Source organism: Nonomuraea sp. NPDC049646 (assembly GCF_044465525.1).
Classification (GTDB): Bacteria; Actinomycetota; Actinomycetes; order Streptosporangiales; family Streptosporangiaceae; genus Nonomuraea.
In genome coordinates this window covers 1-18946 of sequence record NZ_JBITLU010000017.1, presented here as the reverse complement: position 1 = coordinate 18946, position 18946 = coordinate 1, and the positions used below count along the sequence as shown (strand labels likewise).

Below are 18946 nucleotides of genomic sequence, written 5' to 3'. Positions count from 1 at the left end.
TGAATCCTAGTCGGCCAGCTCCGACCTCACCTGCTCGATCCGCGCCAGCACCTTGGAACGCAGATCGGCGGGGACGGGGTCGCAGCCGCAGTGCTTGGCCACGAGCGCCTTGACCGCCTTGTCGAGGTCGTACTCCTTCAGGCACGGGCTGCACTCGTCGAGATGCACGCGGATGTCGGAGACGTCACCATCGGTCAGCTCGCCGTCGAGGTAGGCGTAGACCTTGTCCAGCACCTCGCGACAGTCGGTGTCGTGCGGGTTGCCACAGCTCATTTCGATCCCTCCGAGGGGACCAGGCCGCGCTCGCGGGCGTAGTCCTCAAGGAGGCCCCGGAGCTGCCTGCGTCCCCGATGCAGCCTGGACATCACGGTGCCGATGGGAGTGCCCATGATGTCGGCGATCTCCTTGTAGGGGAAGCCTTCGACGTCGGCGAGGTAGACGGCGATCCTGAACTCTTCCGGCAGCGCCGCGAGCGCCTGCTTGATGTCGCCGTCGGGGAGGTGCTCCAGCGCCTCGACCTCGGCCGACTTCAGCCCGCTCGAGGTGTGGGACTCGGCGCGCGCGAGCTGCCAGTCCTCGATCTCCTCGGTGCCGGACTGCTTGGGCTCACGCTGCTTCTTGCGGTAGCTGTTGATGAACGTGTTCGTCAGGATCCGGTAGAGCCACGCCTTGAGGTTCGTGCCCTCCTGGAACTGGTGGAACGACGCGAACGCCTTGGCGAAGGTCTCCTGAAGCAGGTCCTCCGCGTCCGCTGGATTCCGGGTCATCCGGAGCGCGGCGGAGTAGAGCTGTTCGAGATACGGCATGACGTCGCGCTCGAACCGCTCGCTGCGCTGCTCCAGAGTCTCCGCGCCTGTCGCGGGCACCGGACCCACCCCCCTAAGATCACCGGTGGCCGGCTGTGGCGGTACACCGTACTCAGGGGAGAATACCCGCTGGCCGATGACCTCCTGGTCATCGGGGCGCGGTCTTTCCAATGTGAGCATGCTCGTCGCAACACGCCCGCGCCCTTGTCTGTTCCCGCAAGATAGAAGGTACAGAGGACCCGGTGCGGGGAACGTCCATACGTACCGGCTGGTAGCCCTTTTTCCGGAACTCAGGAGTCGCGTGTGCTGCCCATTCCGGCCGAGGAACTGAACGGCTCTGGGACGCTCGGGCCGTACTGGACCTTCTACAACGCCGTCGCCGCCGAGCAACTGAACCGCTGGCTCCCCGGCGAGCCGTCGGTGATCCTCGATCTGTCCGGCGGCCGCGGACGCTGGTCCGGCCAGGCCGCGAGGGCGGGACACCGGGTGATCGAAGTGCTCGACTTCCGCCGGACCGTGGACGCGCAGTCCCGTTTGCGGGACGCCGACCGGGTTCGGCACGTACGCGCCGACGATCTGGCCTTTCTCCCCGATGAGAGCGTCGACGCGGTGCTCGCCGAGGAACGGGCGATGTCGATCGAGCTCATGGCCGAGTCGGCGATGAGCGACGTGGCCAGGGTGCTGCGTCCGGGCGGGCGGGCGCTGGTGTGCGTCGACTCGCTGGTGCTCGGCATGGCGATCCTGGCCGAGCAGGAGCAGTGGCAGCACCTGCGGCAGACCGGCGAGGTCATGCTGGTGCCCTGGCCCGACGGCAGCATCACGCGCTGCTTCAGCAGCGGCCAGCTCCGCGAGCTGCTGATGGGGGCCGGGCTGGAGGTGGAGTGGATGCGGCCGCGCACGGTGCTGTCGCCGTCCACGGTGGACCACGTGCTCGGGTCCGACGGGCGGGCCCTGACCTGGCTCGTGCGCACCGAGCTCGACGCCCATCCCGACGACGACGACACGGTGGGCATCCACCTGGTGGCCAGCGCCCGCAAGAGCTGAGCCGCCGCCCGGCTCGTCGAGGGCCGCCGTTCTCCGTGTCCGGCGGCCTTCGGCCGCGGCGGCCGGTCAGCGGCGGCGTTCGCGCCTTCCCTGGCACTGCACGCAGCGGGCGGCCTCCGGGCGGGCCTCCAGCCGGCCCTCGGGCACCGGCTGGTCGCAGTCGACGCACCGGCCGTACGCGCCGTCGTCCAGGCGCCTGATCGCCTCGGTCACCGCGCGGCGTTGCGCGGTCGCCACGGTGAGCATGGCCTGCGCGCGGTCGGCGTCGGTGAGGTCGGAGCCCGCGTCGGCCGCCGAGTGCTCGCGGATCGCGACGGGGTCGCCCTGGAGGACCCCGATCGAGCGGTCCAGCTCCGCGAGCATGTCTTCGAGCCGCTTACGAGCGGTCGTGACGTCCACGAATCCGCACCTCCGGGTGAAAAGGGGGAAGCCCGCGGCTAGGACTCCCCGGTTGTCCCGCCCGGCGCAATTAGGGGCATGTTGTGGCGGTGACACCGAGTGAACGGTCGCATCGCTTTCCTCACCGAATGCCCACTTACCATGCTTCTTACACCTTTAGAAAAGGCCGGCTTCCTCCTCATCGGGAAGCGGTTTGATGAGATCCGGCCCATTGTTCCGGACATTATTGACATCAGTAGAAACGGGATATGCCGCCAGTCTCCCGGCCTCCGCGGGCACCAGGAGTCGTGAGGCGCGCTCGGTGTCGGTGAGGCCCGGGTCGAGCCAGTCGGCCCAGCGGTCGCGCTCGATCATCATCGGCATCCTGTCGTGGATGCGGCCGAGCTGGTCTTCGGCGTCCGTGGTGATGACCGTGCAGGTGACCAGCCACTTGAGCGGGTCGTCGTCGTCGCGGGTGCGGTCCTTCCAGAACTCGTACAGGCCCGCCATGGCCAGCACGCCGCCGTCGGCCGGGTGGATGAAGTACGGCTGCTTCTTCTTCTCGCCCTCGACGGCCATCCACTCGAAGTAGCCGTCGGCCGGGATCAGGCACCTGCGCTTGGCGAACGCCTGCCGGAACGACGGCTTCTCGGCCAGCGTCTCGGCCCTGGCGTTGATCAGCCGGGAGCCGATCGACGGATCCTTGGCCCAGACGGGCACGAGGCCCCACTTGACGATCCTGAGCTGCCGGACCGGGTGCTCGTCCTCCTTGGAGGAGCGGCTCATGACCGCGTAGACGTTCTTGGTGGGGGCGACGTTGAAGTCGGCGCCCAGCTCCTTGTCGGGCTCGCCGTCGAGCTCGACCTGGAACTCCTCCAGCAGCTCGTGCTTCTTGCGCGCCGAGGCGTATCTACCGCACATGTCCCCACATTGCCATACGCCGGAGGGTCGCTCGCGGCTTCGCCTCCGGCCGGTGCGACTCGGCTCGCCTCGGCGGAAGGCCGACGCGTCCGGCCGGGGCGGCGCGGCCCGGCGGAAGGGCGACGCGTCGTCCACAGGCCGTGAACGCGCCGTACCAGGGCCAGTAGGCTTTGGACATGCCCGCTCAGCACTGGCCCGCGCCGACGGCCGACACGCCCGTCAACGCCTCCGTCCGCCTGCCCGGCTCCAAGTCCGTCACCAACCGGGCGCTGCTGCTCGCCGCGCTGGCCGACGGTCCGGGCGTCGTCCGGCAGGCGCTGCGCAGCCGCGACGCCGACCTCATGGTGTCGGCCCTGCGCGCGCTCGGCGCCACGCTGACGGCCGTGCGCGAGACCACCGACGCGGTCGACTGGGAGGTGCGGCCGGGCCCGGTCCGCGGCGGCGCGCGCATCGACGCCGGGCTGGCGGGCACGGTCATGCGGTTCGTCCCGCCGATGGCGGCGCTGGCCGACGGGCCGGTCTTCTTCGACGGCGACCCCTACGCCCGCAGGCGTCCGATGGGCCCGATCCTCGACGCCCTGCGCGCGCTCGGGGCGCGCATCGACAACGACGCGCTCCCGTTCACCATCACCGGCCCGCTGACCGGCGGCGAGGTCACGATCGACGCCTCCGGCTCCTCGCAGTTCGTCTCGGGGCTGATGCTGACGGCGGCGCGGTTCGCCAAGGGCGTGACGATCCGGCACGTCGGCCCGCCGGTGCCCTCCCAGCCGCACATCGAGATGACCGTCCACATGCTGCGCGAGGCCGGGGTCAAGGTCGACGACACCGAGCGCGACGTGTGGCGGGTCGAACCGGGCCCGATCGCGGCCAGGGACATGACGGTCGAGCCCGACCTGTCCAACGCGGCGCCGTTCCTGGCCGCCGCGCTGGTCACGGGCGGCACGGTCACCGTCCCCTGCTGGCCGGCGGAGACCACCCAGCCGGGCGACGCGCTGCGCGGCCTGCTCACCACCATGGGCGCCACGGTGACCCGCGACGGCGACGACCTGGTCGTCACCGGCACGGGCGAGGTCAAGGGCCTCGACGCCGACCTGCACGAGGTGGGCGAGCTGACCCCCACGATCGCCGCGCTGGCCGCCCTGGCCACCACGCCGAGCCGCATCCGCGGGGTCGGCCACCTGCGCGGCCACGAGACCGACCGGCTGGCCGCGCTGGCCGCCGAGATCAACGCCCTCGGCGGCGACGCGGAGGAGACGGCCGACGGCCTGATCATCCGTCCGCGCCCGCTGCACGGCGGCGTGTTCCACAGCTACGACGACCACCGCATGGCCACGGCCGGAGCCGTGATCGGCCTCGCCGTGCCGGGCGTGGAGGTGGAGAACATCGCGACGACAGCCAAGACGTTGCCCGAGTTCGTCCAGATGTGGGCGGCGATGCTGGAGTCCCGATGAGCGGCGATGATCGCGCGTTTCGCGGCAGGCGGCGGGGGCACTTCGCAGAAGGGTCCGGCGTGAGAGGAAGCGAGCGCATGGGAGCGGACCGCTGAGAAAGCGGGAGTACGACGAGGACGACGTACGGGTCAGGCCGGGCAAGGGCTCGCGCCCGCGCACCCGCATCCGTCCCGCGCATGAGGACGCCGTGGAGGGCTTCGTGGTCGCCGTCGACCGGGGCCGCTACACCATCCTGGTCGAGCCCGAGCGCGGCCACAGGCGCAAGCAGCAGCAGCGCCGGCTCGTGGTCGCCATGAAGGCCCGCGAGCTGGGCCGCAAGGGCATCGTGGTCGGCGACCGGGTGGCCCTGGTCGGCGACGTGTCGGGCCGCCCCGACACGCTGGCCAGGGTGGTCCGGGTGGAGCCGCGCACCTCGATGTTGCGCCGCTCGGCCGACGACACCGACGACACCGACGGCATCGAGCGCCCGGTCGTGGCCAACGCCGACCAGCTCGTGATCGTCACGGCGCTGGCCGACCCGCCGCCCCGGCCCCGGATGATCGACCGGATCCTGGTGGCGGCGTTCGACGCCGAGATCGACGCCCTGCTCTGCCTGACCAAGTCCGACCTCGCCCCGCCGGACGAGCTGGTCGCCCTGTACGAGCCGCTGGGCGTGCCGCACATCGTGGTCCACAAGGGCGGCTCCCTCGACGAGCTGCGCGACCACCTGGCCGGCCGCATCAGCGTGCTGGTGGGCCATTCGGGCGTGGGCAAGTCCACCCTGGTCAACGCCCTGGTGCCGGACGCCAACCGCGCGGTCTCGCACGTCAACGCGGTCACCGGCCGCGGCCGGCACACCTCCACCTCGGCCGTCGCGCTGGAGCTGCCCGAGGGCGGCTGGATCATCGACACGCCGGGGGTGCGCAGCTTCGGCCTGGCCCACGTGTCGGTCGAGACCGTGCTGGCCGCCTTCCCCGACCTGGTGGAGGGCACGGTCACCTGCCCGAAGGGCTGCACCCACCTCGGCGACGGCTGCGCGCTCGACGCCTGGGCGGCCGCGGGCAACGCCGACCCGGCGCGCCTTGAGTCGCTGCGCCGCCTGCTGTCCAGCCGCGAGGGCGCCCCCGACGAGCCGGCCGCCTGATCCGCGGCCGGTTCAGGGCCGGTTGGGACGCAGGGTCCAGGTGACGGTGAGGCCGGAGACCAGGGTGCCGGCCGCGTCCCGTATGTCGACCAGCACGTCGAAGACCGGCCGCTGGCCGGCGTCCAGCTTGCCGACGACCTCCTCCCTGGTGGCGGCCACGCGCGCCTCGGCCCGCACCTCCCCCAGGGCCACCTTCCGGAACTCGATGGTCGCCGTGGTGGGCAGCGGCACGCTGCGGCTGAGCTGGTCGCCGAACCTGGACAGCACCGCCGCGCCCGACGCCGACTCGGCCAGGGTGAACAGCGTGCCCGCGTGCGGCCCGGCCACGTGGTTGTGCAGCTCGGGCCGGTCGGGCAGCCGGCATTCCGCCCGGCCGTCCTCGACCGAGTCGAACACGATTCCCAGCGTCCGGGCGAATGGAACGGTTTCGAGAAGGAAGGCACCTACATCAGTGGACATAGGAGACATGTTACTGGCCAGTAGCCGAAAAGGGAGTTACCAGAAAAGGGGTGCCGGCGACTGATGTCCGGCGCGACCGACGCGATAGCGTGGCTGACCGTGCAGGGTTACAACGACGATCTACGCCTCGCTCACGTCATGGCGGACGCCGCCGACGACCTGACCATGCGGCGCTTCAAGGCGGTCGACCTCAAGGTCGAGACCAAGCCCGACCTGACGCCGGTCAGCGACGCCGACCGCGCCGTCGAGGAGGCCATCCGCGGCACGCTGCGCCGGGCCCGGCCGCGCGACGCGGTGGTGGGCGAGGAGTTCGGCACGACCGGGCAGGGAGCCCGGTCGTGGATCATCGACCCCATCGACGGCACCAAGAACTACGTGCGCGGCGTGCCCGTCTGGGCCACGCTGATCGCGCTCATGGAGTACGGCAAGGTCGTCGTCGGCCTGGTCTCGGCCCCCGCGCTCGGCCGTCGCTGGTGGGCGGCGACCGGCGGCGGCGCCTGGACCGGCAAGAGCCTGGCCAAGGCCACCAGGATGAGCGTCTCCTCGGTCACCGCGCTGGAGGACGCCTCCTTCTCCTACTCCAGCTTCGGCGGCTGGGAGGAGCTCGGCAAGCTGGACAACTTCCTCGACCTCGGCCGCGCCTGCTGGCGCACCCGCGCGTACGGCGACTTCTGGTCGCACATGATGGTCGCCGAGGGCTCGGCCGACGTGTCCGCCGAGCCGGAGCTGTCGCCGTGGGACATGGCGGCCCTGACCGTGATCGTCGAGGAGGCCGGCGGCGTCTGGACCGACCTCGCCGGCGTGCGCGGCCTGGAGGGCGGCAGCCTGGTCTGCACGAACGGCGCCCTCCACGACGAGGTGCTCAACCGGCTCAACGGCACCACGGTCATCTCCTGACGGCTCACCTCAGGCCGTCTCGAAGTCGGTGCACAACCATCGGTGCCCGTGCCGCTCCAGCCGTACGGCCAGGACGTGGCTGCGCTCCCCGCAGTGCACCAGCACGCACATCTCGACGGCCCCTTCCCTCGGCTCCTTGACATGGGGGCTCCCGACGAACGGCGGCCGCTCGGCGGAGATCATCCGCCCGGCCCTGACGAGGTCGCGGTAGGCCCCGCCGGTGAGCCGGTCGGCCACCGACTCCGGCGGGCGGCGACCCGTCAGCACCTCGGCCAGCGCCTGCCCGAGCTGGCGCAGCCCGCGTTCGTCGGGCCGGGCTCCGGGCGGGCCCCAGACCAGCGGGGTCAGGGCCAGTGCGCCGTGCGTGGAGTCGTCCGCCATGCGCCCTCCTTTTGACTCAGGGGGAAGAAGGAAACGCCTTAATGAGTTTTCGGCCGGGGCCGCCCGATACGAAATCCGCCAACTTTACCCGGCCGCCGTCCTCTTTCCTCCCCTTGGGCGGAGAAATGCATCGCGGGGCTGGATCCCCTCTTTCTTTATCGGTTGTTCAGAGCGACAACACGTGGGCGACCGCATTCAGCAACGAGTCGCGGTAGGCGGCTCCGTACAGCACCACGTGCACCAGCAGCGGATGGAGCTGGTGCAGCGGCACCCGCGCCCGCCACCCCGCCGCGAGCGGGAACTCCTCCTGGTACGCCCCCATCACCCGATCCAGGTACGGCAGCCCGAACAGGGCGAGCATGGCCAGATCCGTCTCCCGGTGCCCGCCGTGGGCCGCCGGATCGACGAGCACCCCGGTGCCGCCCGACCACAACACGTTCCCGCTCCACAGATCCCCATGGAGGCGGGCGGGCGGCTCCGGCGGCCCGGCCACCTCGGCGAACCGCGCCACGGCCCGCTCGACCAGCGTCACGTCCGCGGCCGGCAGCCGCGCCCGGCGCAGGAACGGCAGCACCCGCCGGGAGGCGTAGAAGGACGGCCAGTCGCCGTCGGGCGAGTTGTCCATGGGCAGCTCGGCGATGAACCCGGGCCACGGCGCGCCGAACCCGGCCGCCCCGGCGCGGTGCAGACGGGCCAGGTCACGGCCGAACCGCAGGGCCGCCTCGGCGGTGGGCGCCTCCTGCGGCACCCATGACAGCACCAGCCGGTCGGGACCGGCCTCCACGACCTCGGGCACGGTGATCGCCTCGCCCAGCCAGCGCAACCCGGCGGCCTCCGAGGCGAACACGCCGGAGGCAGGACCGATCTTGGCGAACACCTGCCGCCCGTCCGCCAGCACGCCGCGCTGCAGCCGCCGGCCGTGGGAGGAGCCGAGGTCCTCAGTCGATCTCATCGGCGATGTGCGCGGCCACGCCCTTGGAGGCCGTCTCCAGCATGGTCAGCACCTCCTCGAAACCCTCGCGGCCACCGTAATAGGGGTCGGGCACCTCGGCGCCGTCCGGCGCGCCGGGGTCGAACGAGCGGAACAGGCGCACCTCGACGCCGGCGGGCGCCAGGCGGCGCAGGTTGGCCGCGTTGTCCCGGTCCATCGCCAGCACCAGGTCGTAGCGGTCGAACCAGTCCCGCGTGAACTGCCTGGCGCGGTGGGCGGCGCCGTCGTAACCGTGCTCGGCCAGGATGCCCAGCGCCCGCTCGTCCATCGGATCGCCGGCGTGCCAGCCGCCGGTGCCCGCGCTCTCGACGACGACCCGGCCGCCGAGCCCGCGCTCCTCCAGGGTCCGGCGGAGCACCACCTCCGCCATCGGGGAACGGCAGATGTTGCCCATGCACACGAGACACACGCGATAGCTCATGTATCCCATCTTCGCTGGTCAAATTGATGGAGACGACCAGGCGCGTTCACCGAACGTTCACCCTTGTTGGGGGGTCTGAGTCACTTTGCCTGCATAACTTCATGGACGACTAAGGACCAAGTGAGGGGAACCCAACCGTGAAGTATGCAGGCCGGCTCGCCGCCGTCGCCGTCGTCGGCGCGCTCTCGCTCGCTGCGTGCGGCACAGACAACAACAGCTCCGGGGGCACGGACGGCACCAGCTCCGCCAGCGCTCCCGCCGCGGGCAACGACAACGGCCTGAGCGGCACCATCAACGCCGCCGGCTCGTCGGCCCAGGCCAACGCGATCGACCAGTGGAAGAAGGACTTCCAGGCCAAGAACTCGGGCGTGAGCCTGAACTACCAGCCGAGCGGTTCGGGTGCCGGTGTGCAGTCGTTCATCGCGGGCACGGTCGACTTCGCGGGTTCGGACTCCGCTCTCAAGGACGACAAGGGCGAGCCCGCCCAGGCCGACGCCCGGTGCAAGACCGGCAAGGCCATCAACATCCCGATGGTGACCGGCCCGGTCGCGGTGGTCTACAACCTCCCCGGCGTGGACGGCCTGCAGCTGTCGCCCAAGACCATCGGCGGCATCTTCGACAGCAAGATCACCAAGTGGGACGACGCGGCCATCAAGGCCGACAACCCCGACGCCAAGCTCCCGTCCACGCCGATCTCGGCCTTCCACCGCTCGGACGAGTCGGGCACCAGCGACAACTTCACCAAGTTCCTCAAGGCGACCGCCGGCTGGCCGTACGAGCCCGCCAAGGCCTGGCCCGCCGAGGCCAAGGGCCAGGGCGCCAAGGGCTCGGACCAGGTCGCGGCCAGCGTCAAGAGCACCGAGGGCTCCATCGGCTACGTCGAGCTCTCCTTCGCCGAGAACTCCCAGCTCAGCAAGGCCAAGGTGGCCAACGGCTCCGGCGAGTTCGTCGAGCTGACCGCCGACAGCGCGGCCAAGACGGTCGAGACCGCCGAGATCACCGGCACCGGCAACGACCTCAAGCTGAGCATCGACTACGCCACCAAGACGGCGGGCGCGTACCCGATCGTGCTGGTGACGTACGAGATCACCTGCGAGAAGGGCCTCGCGCCCGAGCAGGCCAAGCTCGTCAAGGAGTTCCTCACCTACACCTCCAGCGACGAGGGCCAGGCCGCGCTGAAGGACCTAGGCTACGCCCCGCTCGCGGGCGAGCTGCTCACCAAGGTCCGCACCGCCGTCGGCGCGATCTCCTAGCAGCACATGACGACCAACGTTCGTACCCGTGGGGGCGGGCCGGCCACGCGCCGGTCCGCCTCGCGGCGCAGCCATGGTGAAGGACCCTTCAAGTTCGTCTCCACCGGCGCCGGCGTCCTGCTGCTGGGGATCATGGCGGCCATCGCCGTCTTCCTCATCAGCGAGGCCGTGCCGGCCCTGCAGGCGAACAAGGGCAACTTCTTCACCGACCTGATCTGGGAGCCCAACGGCAGCCAGGTCTTCGGCATCGGCGCGCTGGCCTTCGGCACCGTCCTCAGCTCGGCGATCGCGCTGGTCATCGCCACCCCCATCGCGGTGGGCGTGGCGCTGTTCATCTCCCACTACGCGCCCCGCCGCCTGGCCGGGCCGCTCGGCTACCTGGTCGACCTGCTGGCCGCCGTGCCCAGCGTCGTCTACGGCCTGTGGGGCGTGACGTTCCTGGTGCCGCTGCTGCGCACGCCGTCGCAGTGGCTCAACGAGCACCTCGGCTGGTTCCCGCTGTTCTCCGGCGAGGGGGCCATCGGCGGCAAGACCATGCTCGCCGGCGGCATCGTCCTGGCGATCATGATCCTGCCGATCATCGCGGCCATCTCGCGCGAGGTCTTCCTCCAGGCCCCGAAGATGAACGAGGAGGCGGCCCTGGCGCTCGGCGCCACCCGCTGGGAGATGATCAGGATGGCCGTGCTGCCGTTCGGCCGGCCCGGCGTCATCAGCGCCGCCATGCTCGGCCTCGGCCGCGCGATGGGCGAGACCATCGCGGTCGCGCTGATCTTCCCCGCCACCTTCGACATCAGCTTCGAGATCCTCACCCCGCACGCCAACAGCATCGCGGCCAACATCGCCAACGGCTTCGGCGAGGCCACGCAGGTCGGCCGGGGCGCGCTGATCGCCTCCGGTCTGGTGCTGTTCGTCATCACGCTGCTGGTCAACATGGGCGCACGCATGGTGATCAACCGGCGCAAGGAGTTCAGGGCGGTGGGGGCATGACCATCCAGCACATCTCGACCGGCCGCCGGATCAAGGACAGGTTCGTCCAGGGGCTGGTCTACCTGGCGTTCGCGCTGGCCGTGGTGCCGCTCGTGTCGGTCCTCTGGCTGGTGATCTCGAACGGCCTGGCCCGCTTCGACATGGAGTTCCTCACCCACTCGATGCGGAACATCGGCGCCCGCGACGTCGGCGGCGGCGCCTACCACGCCATCATCGGCACGTTGGAGCAGGTCCTGCTGGCCTCGCTCATCTCGGTCCCGATCGGCCTGTTCACCGCCATCTACCTGGTCGAGTACGGCCACGGCGGCCGCCTGAGCCGGGCCATCAGCTTCTTCGTGGACGTCATGACCGGCGTCCCTTCAGTCGTTTCCGGCCTGTTCATCCTCGCCTTCTGGGTGCTCTTCCTGGGCAACCCGTTCTCCGGCTTCGCCGGCGCGCTGGCGCTGTCGATCCTGATGATGCCGACCGTGGTCAGATCGGCCGAGGAGATGCTCCGGCTCGTCCCCAACGACCTGCGCGAAGCCTCGTACGCGCTGGGCGTGGCCAAGTGGCGCACGATCCTGAAGGTCGTGCTGCCGACCGCGTTCACCGGCATCGTCACCGGCGTCATGCTGGCCGTCGCCCGCGTGGCCGGCGAGACCGCGCCGCTGCTGCTCACGGTGTTCTTCACCGACTCCATCAACAACGATCCGTTCAGCGGGCCGCAGATGGGCCTTCCGCTCTTCGTCTTCGACCAGGCGGCCCGTCCCAACGACACCGCCATCGACCGCGCCTGGGCCGGAGCCCTCACGCTGATCCTGATCGTCATGCTGCTCAACCTGGTGGCGCGCCTGATCGCCTGGTGGCGCAGGCCCGCCAGGGGCCGATAGGGGGTAACCGCCACAATGTCCAAGCAGATCCAGGTCTCGGGCCTCGACGCGTACTACGGGTCGCACAAGGCGATCGAGGACGTGTCGATGACCATCGAGCCGCGCTCGATCACCGCGTTCATCGGCCCGTCCGGATGCGGCAAGTCGACGTTCCTGCGCACGCTCAACCGCATGCACGAGGTGATCCCCGGCGCCCGCGTCGAGGGCAAGGTCATGCTCGACGGCGAAGACCTGTACGCCCCCACCGTCGAGCCGGTCTCGGTCCGGCGCATGGTCGGCATGGTCTTCCAGCGCCCCAACCCGTTCCCCACGATGTCGATCTACGAGAACGTGGCCGCCGGGCTCCGCCTCAACGGGCGGGTCGGCAAGTCCACCCTCGACGGCATCGTGGAGGAGTCGCTGAAGGGCGCCAACCTCTGGAACGAGGTCAAGGACCGGCTGAACAAGCCCGGCGCCGGCCTGTCCGGCGGTCAGCAGCAGCGTCTGTGCATCGCCCGCGCGATCGCGGTCAAGCCGCAGGTCCTGCTCATGGACGAGCCGTGCTCGGCGCTCGACCCGATCTCGACGCTGGCCATCGAGGACCTGATGGCCCAGCTCAAGGAAGAGTTCACGATCGTGATCGTGACCCACAACATGCAGCAGGCCGCCCGGGTCAGCGACCGGACCGCGTTCTTCAACCTGGCCGCCCAGGGCAAGCCCGGCAAGGTCATCGAGATGGACGAGACCTCCCGCATGTTCACCAATCCTTCGGAGAAGGCAACAGAGGACTACATCACGGGACGCTTCGGCTGATGACCCCACAGCAGGCGGCATCCACGATGAACGGGGACACGCGGACCAAGCCCGTACTGCTCATCGCCGACCCCGACGACGCCGTGGTGGATGACCTGGCCACGGCGCTGGAACGCGAGGGCGTGGCCGTCACCGGCGCGCCGGACGGCGCCCAAGGGCTGCTCCAGGCGGGGGCGCTGCAGCCCGACGTGGTGCTCGTGTCGGCCACGCTCCCGGTCATCGACGCGGTCGACTTCGTCCGCGCGGTACGGCTCGCGCGAGCCGTGCCCGTCCTGCTCGGCGTCGGCGAGGGGAACGCCGAGCAGGCCGTACGCGCGCTCGCGGCGGGGGCGGCGGCCTGCGTGGCCCGGCCGTACCGGGTGCCGGAACTGCTGCCGTTCATCCAGGCGGCCTCCCCCGAGTCCCGCAAGGTGCTGGCCGTCGGCGGCGTCGAACTGGACGTCCAGGCCTACCAGGTACGCGTCGAGGGCCGCGTCGTGCACCTCCCGCTGCGCGAGTTCGAGCTGCTGCAGTACCTGATGCGCAACGCCGACCGCACGGTCACCCGCGAGCAGATCATGCGGCACGTGTGGCACGCCGCCGCGACCACCTCGACGAACACGATCGCCGTGCACGTCAAACGGCTGCGCGCGCGCCTCGGCGACAACGACGACCAGCTCATCCAGACCGTGCGCGGCGTCGGCTACCGGCTGGTCACGCCCGGCACTTCCGGAAGTCCCGCATGATCCGCGCGGCGACGCCCTCGACGGTCGCGATGCCGTCCCCCACCTCGGCGCTGCCCTCGGTGAGGACGGCGACCGCGTAGTCGTGGCCGCGGCCCCGGATCAGCCCCACGCTGACCGTGGCCCAGCGCCCGTTGGAGACGCGCTTCAGCCAGCCGTTCTTCAGCCGCACGCGCTCGCCCGCGCAGGCCGCGGCGGAGACGCCCCAGTCCTGGCCGCGGACGACCGCGCCCATCAGCCTGAGCACCCGCGCGCGCTCCTTCGCCTTCAGCGGGCTCTTCCCGGACACCAGCGCCTTCATCAGGCGGACCTGGTCGTCCACCGACGTCTCGGTGATGCCCCAGCAGTAGAGGTCGACGCAGTCTCCCGGGACGCCCCTGGTGTGCTTGAGCCCGAACCTCCTGCCGGCCCCGGTGAAGCCCGCCGCGCCGCCGATCCGCAACCACAGGCGGTCGGCCGCGTGGTTGTCGCTGTAGCGGATCATGAGCTCGGCGTCGTGCCTGACGGACTCGGGCAGCTCGCGCCACGGCGTCCCGAGCAGCAGCGCCATCAGGATCTGGACCTTGGCCGTGCTGGCGGTGATCAGCCGTTCGCCCGGGTGGTAGCGGTAGACGCGGCCGGTCGTCAGATCCTTGACCATGGCCGTGACCGGGCCCGGCCGGCCCGCCAGGAACCGGTCGAGCCGCTCGGTGATCTTCTTCGTCGGGACGGGTTTCACGGCCTTCGGTTTCACGGCCTTCGGTTGCTCAGCCTTCGGTTGCTCGGCCGGGGCCTTCCCGATGATCGCCGGGGGGCCGAGGCGGTGCGGCATGCGTACCGGGCCGGGCGCGGCGCGCCCGGTCACCGGTTCCGAGGCCACATGCGTGCTCCCGGGCCCCTGCGCCACGTGCGTGCTCGCGGGCCCCTGCGCCACGTGCGCGCTCCCCGGCCTCGGCGCCGCGTGGGGGGTCAGTGCCGCCGTCCCGGCGGCGGTGTCCGGGGCGAGCAGGGGTGGCAGGAGGGCGAGCGCGATGGCCAGCCGTGGAAGCGTCCTCACGCTGCCCGCGATCATGCGGTGAATTATCACGAAAAATGGCAACACCGCGCTACGAGTCGCCGGAAATCATCTTCACCTACTCACCACTCCACAAAGAACCCGACCACCCCGAAGACGCGCGATGTGGCCACTGGTACGATTCCCCTCTTTCGGGGTTTCCCAGCACTCTCGGGGCAAAAGTGACAACGGGGCCGAGTTATCCGCAGTATCACGGGCAACAGCAGCAGCAACAGTGGCCGGCCATGCAGCCGCCGCCACCACCACCTCCACCCAGTCCGCCTTCTCCGCCCAGGCGCCGGACCGGCTTCTGGGTCACCATGGGCATCGTCTCCCTCGTGGTGGCGATCGCCGTGGGCGCCGGCGTGGGCCTCGTCCTGCGCGAGCGCATCAACGGCGAGCAGGACCCGCTGCGCCGGCAGGAGGCGTCCGGCAAGAGCGACCCGAACGCCGTGGTCGTCACCGACCAGGAGATCGACAAGCTGGTCTACGAGCACGGCAAGGCGCTGAGCAGCGGCAACGCCGACGCGTTCACCTCGATCTTCGACAAGGACAACGTCACGCTCATCCGCGACCAGCGCAGGGTGTTCACCAACCTGCGCAAGGTGCCGCTCAGTGAGGCGTCGTACAAGGTGATGCGCCGCGAGGGCCGCGCCGAGGACAGCTTCGGGCGGGCACTGAAGTTCACCCAGGACGTCGCGTTCGTCCACCGGTTCGCCGGCATCGACCTGCGACCGGTCTCGGAGTGGTACCGCTGGACGCTGGAGAAGGCGTCCAAGGACGCGCCCCTGGTCGTCACCAAGGTGGACGGCGCGCCGCCGCCCATGGTGAGCGAGGGCAGCAAGTCCGTGTACTACCCGGGCCCGTGGGACATCTGGCCCGACATCGCCGTGGTCCGCGCGGGCGCCAGCATCGTCCTGGCCCGTCCCCAGGACGCGGCCATGGCCAGGCGCGTCGCCCCGGTGGTCGCCGGCGCGGCGAAGAAGAACCTGGACTTCTGGAAGCGCAACGGCGACGCCACCGCACCCGTGCCGGGCGGTTTCGCGGTCGCGCTGGTCGAGGGGCAGAACCAGCTCGGCAACCTGTTCCGCAAGGAGAAGGCGCACGAAGCGGGCGTGTCCATCCCCATGCTCTCCTGGACCTCCCTGGGCGACGACGTCAAGGTCGGCGGCACCCGGGTGGTCATGGACACCACCACGTCCTTCTTCCGGTCGTCCGAGGGCATCATGGAGATCAGCACGCACGAGCTGGCCCACTCTCTCCTGGCCGGGCTGGACAGCGCCGACTTCTCCCTTTTCGGCAAGCCCAACTGGGTCATCGAGGGCTTCGCCGAGTACGCCGCCAACCGCGGCCACCCGATCAACCAGAACATCCGCTTCCAGGAAGGCCGCGCCTACCTCGCCGGCCGCCTGAGCACCCGCTTCTCAGGCGAGCTCCCCGACAACCCGTCGTGGGACTCCAACGGCATGACGAACGTGCACTACCTGATGGGACACCTGGCCATGCGCTACATCGCCCAGCGGTACGGCGAGCAGAAGCTGACCAGCGCGGTGATCGCGGCCTACCGGGCCAAGGGCGACGACAGCGAGGCGGCACTGTTCAAGGTGCTGGGCGTGAGCAAGGCGGACTTCGAACGGCAGTGGGCGTCGTACGTCCGCGGGCAGCTGGCCTGAACGGGGAACAACCATGACCGACCACTCCAACACCCCACCCGGCCCGTACGGCTCCCCACCCCCCAACCCGTACGGCCAGCCGGCTCCCAACCCCGGCGCCTACCCTCCGCCCGCGCAGCCGTGGCCCCAGAGCCCGGCCGCCCACCCCCCGCAGGGCACGGCCCCGGCCGCCTACCCACCCGCGGGCTACCCGCAACCGCCCGCCACCCCCTACGCTCCTTCTCCTGGCGCGTACGCCCCGCCAACGGGCAACCCAGCCGCATACCCACCGCCACCAGGCAACCAACCCACATACCCACCCCCTACGGGCAACCAGCCCGCATACCCGCCGCCCATGGGCAACCAGTCCACATACCCGGCGAACCACCCCTCCCCCGGCGCGCCCTCGCCGTACGGCCAACCCCCGCAGCCCCCCGCACCGGGCAGCGGCACACCGTACGGCGACCACCCCGCACCCCCGCAGCCGCAGAGCCCCCGGCCCAAGTGGAAGACCGCCCTGCTGGCCACCGGCGCGGCCGTGGTCCTCCTCTCCGTCAGCACGGGCACCGCCTGGTTCGTCGCCACCACCGGAACGACCGGCGGCGGCCTCACCGCGTTCGGCGGCGGGAGCAGCGACGGGGCAGAATGGGACGTCCCCCTCCCCAACGCCGGCAGCGGGGACTTCACCACCGCCCTGGCCTTCGGCAGCTGGCTGACCGACAAGGTCATCATCCGCGCCCAGAAGGACGGCGTCCTCGCCTACGACCTGACGTCCGGAAAACGCTCCTGGGGCATCCCCTCGCCGGGCGCCCAGCTCTGCGGCGCCACCCCGGACCTGTCCGCCGGCAAGGCCGCCATCGCGTACGGCAGCAGCAGCTCGTGCGACCACCTGGCCGGCATCGACGCCACCACGGGCAAGCTCACCTGGAAGATCAAGATCCCGGCCGAGAAGTCCACCCTCGCGAACTCCATCAACGTCCCCCGCATCATGAGCGCCGACGGCGTGGCCGTCACCGAGCTGGACGACGCGGTGGCCGCCTACCGCCTCACCGACGGTCACAAACTGTGGGGCCTCACCGCGTCCCCCGACGACGGCTGCCACATCAAGGACATCAACACCGCCGCCACCCGGGTCGCCGTCATCCTCGACTGCACCTTCAGAGGCGGCACCCGCCTCCAGTACCTCGACCCGAAGACCGGCAAGATCACCAAGCAGGCCACGCTGGGCCAGCTCAGCCTCATGACCAGCCTTCTGTCAGCCTCTCCCGCCATCATCCGCAGCGAGTCCGGCGGCCAGAACACCTTCACGGTCTACTCCGACGCCGCCACCAAGGTGACCGAGATCAAGACCCCCGAGGTGGACATGCTCGCCATGAACACCGTGGCCATGGTCGACGGCCTGTTCGAACAACACCGCTACACCATCCACGGCGACCGCCTCTACCTGGCCACCTTCCCGCAGAACGTCCCGCAGAGCATGCGCTCCCGCAACAAGGCCCTCGCCTACGACCTGAAGACCGGCAAGCAGCTGTGGGAGTCGTCCGGCACCCAGGACACGATCCTCACCTACATCCGCGCCGACGACCAGGGCCTGCTGGCCCTCGAAACCGGCGACCGCCGCGACCTGGCCCCCCGCCTCGTCCGCCTCGACGCCGCCACCGGCAAGGCCGCCGAACTGGCCACCCTCCCCCAGAAGTACGGCACCGAGGCCGAAAAGGCCCGCGTCTTCGAACGCAACGGCGTAGTGATCACCGTCCCCTGGACCTCCGTAGCCACCAGATACGCCGTCACCTACGTCAACACCAAAGCAAACTAACCCTCAACCACAGAAGGGCCCCACGCTGCTTGCGTCGGGCCCTTCTCCCATCTCCCCACCTCCCCGAACCAATTCCTCCCCAGCCCCTCACCCTGCACCTCCAAGGCGCCATCCGGTCTCGCGTTTGGCCGGCTGAGAGATCCCGAAAGCCCGGAGAAGCCGGGAGTGCGGCGACACCAGGCATGGTGTGTATAGCGGGGAAACCTCACATGCCGGAGGGCACGACGCCCCCACACTCGCCTCGCATGCCGCTGTCCGATCCCACCGGCCCTACGTGAGGGAGAGGACCGGGCCCAGCCACGCGAAGATATGCCACCTCTGCGGGCTGATGACACCTGAACTCTGTCTGCGGTCGCGCAATTAGGGCCACCTTGCGCAAGCGTGGCGAAGGTCGACGTTCAGCGGATTCGTAGGGCCGCCCCAGGACGGCGCTGGAGATGCCTCGGTCTACGAGCCAGATAGGTGCGAGGCGAGGCCGCCTACGCCCCTCAGCCTCCTCCAAAGTAGAGCGGAATCCGAACCCTCAGCCTCCGAAGTGGGCCGGCTCGGACTGACTAGAGGTGGAACCAACTGGAAACCACCGATAAGCGGCCCCACGCCTTGCAGCGGCGAGCCCCCGCGCCGATCCACCGATCCACCGATCCACCAGAGCCTGCCACGAGCCTGCACGAGCCGGTCCCGCGGGACGGCTGGGGCGGCGCCGCCCGCCTCCTGCACCCCGCGACAGCACCTGCAGAGAAGAAACACCCCCGGAAATGCAAGAAGGGCCCCGACCGCAGCCGGAGCCCTCCCAAACACAGAAAGGGCCCCGGCCGAAGTCGAAGCCCACACAACGCGAAGAGGCCCCACACGATACGTGTGAGGCCTCTTCGAAAGATTGTCCGGCGGTGACCTACTCTCCCACACCCTCCCGAGTGCAGTACCATCGGCGCAGAGAAGCTTAACTTCCG

20 protein-coding genes are annotated in these 18946 nt (G+C 70.3%); 11 read left to right on the top strand and 9 right to left on the bottom strand.

Annotated features, from left to right (window positions below; genetic code table 11):
- Window positions 1-6: 6 nt before the first annotated feature.
- Together rsrA and ACIBQ8_RS39230 are read right to left on the bottom strand one after the other, a co-directional pair.
- Entirely contained in the window at window positions 7-273 is a 267-nt protein-coding gene (rsrA, locus tag ACIBQ8_RS39235) for a mycothiol system anti-sigma-R factor (RefSeq protein WP_352322878.1), read from the bottom strand.
- Entirely contained in the window at window positions 270-986 is a 717-nt protein-coding gene (locus ACIBQ8_RS39230) for a sigma-70 family RNA polymerase sigma factor (protein WP_387654924.1), read from the bottom strand. Before ACIBQ8_RS39230 ends, rsrA begins: the two co-directional genes overlap by 4 nt.
- Before the next feature lie 123 nt (window positions 987-1109).
- Between ACIBQ8_RS39230 and ACIBQ8_RS39225 the strand changes: the two genes are divergently transcribed.
- Window positions 1110-1850 carry a class I SAM-dependent methyltransferase gene (locus ACIBQ8_RS39225; protein ID WP_397179822.1) on the top strand — a complete coding sequence of 247 codons (741 nt, stop codon included), beginning with the start codon at window positions 1110-1112 and terminating at the stop codon, window positions 1848-1850.
- Window positions 1851-1916: 66 nt separating this feature from the next.
- On the opposite strand, the gene ACIBQ8_RS39220 is transcribed toward ACIBQ8_RS39225, so the two are convergent.
- Both ACIBQ8_RS39220 and ACIBQ8_RS39215 read right to left on the bottom strand, forming a co-directional pair.
- The gene (locus tag ACIBQ8_RS39220; protein ID WP_397194579.1) at window positions 1917-2249 is read right to left on the bottom strand and encodes a TraR/DksA family transcriptional regulator; all 333 of its coding nucleotides are present in this window, start codon (window positions 2247-2249) and stop codon (window positions 1917-1919) included.
- 156 nt (window positions 2250-2405) lie between these two features.
- Window positions 2406-3149 (bottom strand): SOS response-associated peptidase, encoded by a 744-nt coding sequence (locus ACIBQ8_RS39215; RefSeq protein WP_387654916.1) that lies wholly within the window; start codon window positions 3147-3149, stop codon window positions 2406-2408.
- Window positions 3150-3325: 176 nt separating this feature from the next.
- Here ACIBQ8_RS39215 and aroA point away from each other — a divergent pair, with 176 nt between their 5' ends.
- On the top strand, window positions 3326-4600 hold the full coding sequence (gene aroA / locus ACIBQ8_RS39210; protein ID WP_397179824.1) for a 3-phosphoshikimate 1-carboxyvinyltransferase: 1275 nt from the start codon (window positions 3326-3328) through the stop codon (window positions 4598-4600).
- 91 nt (window positions 4601-4691) lie between these two features.
- Window positions 4692-5723, top strand: coding sequence for a ribosome small subunit-dependent GTPase A (gene rsgA, locus ACIBQ8_RS39205; RefSeq protein ID WP_397194644.1), 1032 nt, complete (start codon window positions 4692-4694; stop codon window positions 5721-5723).
- Window positions 5724-5735: 12 nt separating this feature from the next.
- On the opposite strand, the gene ACIBQ8_RS39200 is transcribed toward rsgA, so the two are convergent.
- Window positions 5736-6191 carry a DUF4442 domain-containing protein gene (locus ACIBQ8_RS39200; RefSeq protein WP_397179825.1) on the bottom strand — a complete coding sequence of 152 codons (456 nt, stop codon included), beginning with the start codon at window positions 6189-6191 and terminating at the stop codon, window positions 5736-5738.
- A 54-nt stretch (window positions 6192-6245) separates the two neighbouring features.
- Between ACIBQ8_RS39200 and hisN the strand changes: the two genes are divergently transcribed.
- Window positions 6246-7079: a histidinol-phosphatase gene (gene hisN, locus ACIBQ8_RS39195; protein WP_397194578.1), complete on the top strand. Its 834-nt coding sequence runs from the start codon at window positions 6246-6248 to the stop codon at window positions 7077-7079.
- A 9-nt stretch (window positions 7080-7088) separates the two neighbouring features.
- Here the strand turns inward: hisN and ACIBQ8_RS39190 are convergent, their stop codons facing one another.
- From ACIBQ8_RS39190 to ACIBQ8_RS39180, 3 genes are all read right to left on the bottom strand, one after another.
- A complete protein-coding gene (locus ACIBQ8_RS39190) occupies window positions 7089-7460 on the bottom strand; it encodes an Rv3235 family protein (RefSeq protein ID WP_397179827.1) in 372 nt (123 codons plus the stop codon).
- A gap of 166 nt (window positions 7461-7626) precedes the next feature.
- The gene (locus ACIBQ8_RS39185; RefSeq protein WP_397179828.1) at window positions 7627-8412 is read right to left on the bottom strand and encodes a fructosamine kinase family protein; all 786 of its coding nucleotides are present in this window, start codon (window positions 8410-8412) and stop codon (window positions 7627-7629) included.
- Window positions 8399-8872, bottom strand: a complete 474-nt coding sequence (locus ACIBQ8_RS39180) for a low molecular weight protein-tyrosine-phosphatase (RefSeq protein ID WP_387671284.1) — start codon at window positions 8870-8872, stop codon at window positions 8399-8401. The genes ACIBQ8_RS39185 and ACIBQ8_RS39180 overlap by 14 nt, the downstream gene beginning before the upstream one ends.
- Window positions 8873-9009: 137 nt before the next feature.
- Here ACIBQ8_RS39180 and pstS point away from each other — a divergent pair, with 137 nt between their 5' ends.
- The 5 genes from pstS to ACIBQ8_RS39155 are packed head-to-tail and all read left to right on the top strand — an operon-like array spanning window position 9010 to window position 13498.
- Window positions 9010-10125: a phosphate ABC transporter substrate-binding protein PstS gene (gene pstS, locus ACIBQ8_RS39175; protein ID WP_397179830.1), complete on the top strand. Its 1116-nt coding sequence runs from the start codon at window positions 9010-9012 to the stop codon at window positions 10123-10125.
- 6 nt (window positions 10126-10131) lie between these two features.
- Entirely contained in the window at window positions 10132-11112 is a 981-nt protein-coding gene (pstC, locus tag ACIBQ8_RS39170) for a phosphate ABC transporter permease subunit PstC (RefSeq protein WP_352322868.1), read from the top strand.
- On the top strand, window positions 11109-11981 hold the full coding sequence (gene pstA, locus ACIBQ8_RS39165) for a phosphate ABC transporter permease PstA (RefSeq protein WP_397179831.1): 873 nt from the start codon (window positions 11109-11111) through the stop codon (window positions 11979-11981). The genes pstC and pstA overlap by 4 nt, the downstream gene beginning before the upstream one ends.
- A gap of 15 nt (window positions 11982-11996) precedes the next feature.
- Entirely contained in the window at window positions 11997-12773 is a 777-nt protein-coding gene (gene pstB, locus ACIBQ8_RS39160; protein ID WP_352322866.1) for a phosphate ABC transporter ATP-binding protein PstB, read from the top strand.
- Entirely contained in the window at window positions 12773-13498 is a 726-nt protein-coding gene (locus ACIBQ8_RS39155; protein WP_352366039.1) for a response regulator transcription factor, read from the top strand. The genes pstB and ACIBQ8_RS39155 overlap by 1 nt, the downstream gene beginning before the upstream one ends.
- Here ACIBQ8_RS39155 and ACIBQ8_RS39150 read toward each other — a convergent pair.
- Complete coding sequence (locus tag ACIBQ8_RS39150; protein WP_397194577.1) at window positions 13467-14531, bottom strand: serine hydrolase; 1065 nt, start codon at window positions 14529-14531, stop codon at window positions 13467-13469. The genes ACIBQ8_RS39155 and ACIBQ8_RS39150 overlap by 32 nt on opposite strands.
- A 317-nt stretch (window positions 14532-14848) precedes the next feature.
- Between ACIBQ8_RS39150 and ACIBQ8_RS39145 the strand changes: the two genes are divergently transcribed.
- Window positions 14849-16201 (top strand): hypothetical protein, encoded by a 1353-nt coding sequence (locus ACIBQ8_RS39145; protein WP_397194576.1) that lies wholly within the window; start codon window positions 14849-14851, stop codon window positions 16199-16201.
- Between the two features lie 334 nt (window positions 16202-16535).
- Entirely contained in the window at window positions 16536-17996 is a 1461-nt protein-coding gene (locus ACIBQ8_RS39140) for a PQQ-binding-like beta-propeller repeat protein (protein ID WP_397194575.1), read from the top strand.
- The last annotated feature ends 950 nt before the right edge of the window (window positions 17997-18946 follow it).

Excerpts from the sequence above, each read along its gene's own strand:
- ACIBQ8_RS39190 (WP_397179827.1), bottom strand. The coding sequence starts at position 7,460 with ATGGCGGACGACTCCACGCACGGCGCACTGGCCCTGACCCCGCTGGTC.
- pstB (WP_352322866.1), top strand. The coding sequence starts at position 11,997 with ATGTCCAAGCAGATCCAGGTCTCGGGCCTCGACGCGTACTACGGGTCG.
- pstA (WP_397179831.1), top strand. The coding sequence starts at position 11,109 with ATGACCATCCAGCACATCTCGACCGGCCGCCGGATCAAGGACAGGTTC.
- ACIBQ8_RS39145 (WP_397194576.1), top strand. The coding sequence starts at position 14,849 with ATGGGCATCGTCTCCCTCGTGGTGGCGATCGCCGTGGGCGCCGGCGTG.
- ACIBQ8_RS39185 (WP_397179828.1), bottom strand. The coding sequence starts at position 8,412 with ATGAGATCGACTGAGGACCTCGGCTCCTCCCACGGCCGGCGGCTGCAG.
- aroA (WP_397179824.1), top strand. The coding sequence starts at position 3,326 with ATGCCCGCTCAGCACTGGCCCGCGCCGACGGCCGACACGCCCGTCAAC.
- rsrA (WP_352322878.1), bottom strand. The coding sequence starts at position 273 with ATGAGCTGTGGCAACCCGCACGACACCGACTGTCGCGAGGTGCTGGAC.
- ACIBQ8_RS39180 (WP_387671284.1), bottom strand. The coding sequence starts at position 8,872 with ATGAGCTATCGCGTGTGTCTCGTGTGCATGGGCAACATCTGCCGTTCC.
- pstC (WP_352322868.1), top strand. The coding sequence starts at position 10,132 with ATGACGACCAACGTTCGTACCCGTGGGGGCGGGCCGGCCACGCGCCGG.
- ACIBQ8_RS39200 (WP_397179825.1), bottom strand. The coding sequence starts at position 6,191 with ATGTCTCCTATGTCCACTGATGTAGGTGCCTTCCTTCTCGAAACCGTT.
- hisN (WP_397194578.1), top strand. The coding sequence starts at position 6,246 with ATGTCCGGCGCGACCGACGCGATAGCGTGGCTGACCGTGCAGGGTTAC.
- ACIBQ8_RS39155 (WP_352366039.1), top strand. The coding sequence starts at position 12,773 with ATGACCCCACAGCAGGCGGCATCCACGATGAACGGGGACACGCGGACC.
- ACIBQ8_RS39230 (WP_387654924.1), bottom strand. The coding sequence starts at position 986 with ATGCTCACATTGGAAAGACCGCGCCCCGATGACCAGGAGGTCATCGGC.
- ACIBQ8_RS39215 (WP_387654916.1), bottom strand. The coding sequence starts at position 3,149 with ATGTGCGGTAGATACGCCTCGGCGCGCAAGAAGCACGAGCTGCTGGAG.
- ACIBQ8_RS39140 (WP_397194575.1), top strand. The coding sequence starts at position 16,536 with ATGGGCAACCAGTCCACATACCCGGCGAACCACCCCTCCCCCGGCGCG.